The following is a 1,123-nucleotide window of genomic DNA, read 5'->3' on the forward strand; positions in this document are numbered from 1 at the left end:
GCTCAATACGGGCCCGAGGTTGCAAAGACGGCGCAGCATAACGCCCAGATGGCCCTGCGCTCGCCAGTGGACGGCACCGTTCAGCAACTCGCGGTCCATACGGTTGGTGGTGTGGTGACGCCTGCGCAGCCACTCCTATCGGTCGTACCGGACGACGAGTCGCTCGAGGTCGAGGTCACGGTACTCAACCGGGACATCGGCTTCGTTCGGGAAGGGCAGGCTGCAGCAGTCAAGGTGGATACGTTTCCCTATACCCGCTACGGCCATCTTCAAGGACGCGTCAGGAGTGTGTCGCATGACGCGATCCAGGACGAGAAGCTCGGATTGATCTACCTCGCCCATGTCATCCTCCCGACCAGCACGCTGATGGTCGACGGCGTCCCGGTTCACCTGTCGCCCGGCATGTCGCTTTCGGTTGAGATAAAAACCGATAAGCGTAGGGTCATTGATTACCTGCTGTCACCGCTCGAACAGGCAGCGCATGAGGCGATGCAGGAACGTTAACGTCAACTTGACTCTAGACGTGTCGGAGAATGCAAGATGCAATTATCCAGGCTTCAGGGGCCGAGCAACTTGCAGGTCGATAACGTGGGAATCCAGAAACCCGAAGGGTTACGCGATTCCGTTGAAGGTGGCCGGGTGTTTTGGGAAATTTTCTGAACTGGCGTCAACGTCTATGACAAAACTTGGGTTATTCATTGCGGTGTCCGGATGCGGTGGCATGCTCGTGGCCATCTTTAACAAGGCTGCGACCGGCGGCGCGCGGAACATGGCCGCACGCATTTCTTGGGCGCTCTTCGGCGTAGCGCTCGCTGCCTGGATCTATGGCGGCGTCGGGGGAATGCTATACGCCCTCGACCATGGTGTCACCGCAATACAAAGCCGGGCCGGCACTTCCGTTCTCGATCGCTCAGCGCATCCGTTTCTCTATTGGACCGCATTTGTCGGTTCGGTTGGTGCGATGGCACTTTTTACTGCAATTTCTGCTGGGTGTTTCTGGAAAGCTCTCAAGAAGGGCTAACTCTCCTATTCTCAAAGGACTTGATAATGAGCACCACTCCGTCGGATTTCGCGTTCGGAAGCAGCCGCGTGGGATTTCAGATTGCCGAGCTATCTACGGCAC

General features: G+C 57.3%; 2 protein-coding genes. Both read left to right on the plus strand.

The window, feature by feature from the left end:
* Positions 1-504, plus strand: a 504-nt coding sequence (locus AC1DT2_RS24130) for an HlyD family type I secretion periplasmic adaptor subunit (RefSeq protein WP_477299245.1), incomplete at its 5' end; no start/stop codon positions are given.
* A gap of 217 nt (positions 505-721) precedes the next feature.
* The gene (locus AC1DT2_RS24135; protein ID WP_477299247.1) at positions 722-1,021 is read left to right on the plus strand and encodes a hypothetical protein; all 300 of its coding nucleotides are present in this window, start codon (positions 722-724) and stop codon (positions 1,019-1,021) included.
* The last annotated feature ends 102 nt before the right edge of the window (positions 1,022-1,123 follow it).

This window comes from Luteibacter sp. P4_E6 (genome assembly GCF_056401535.1).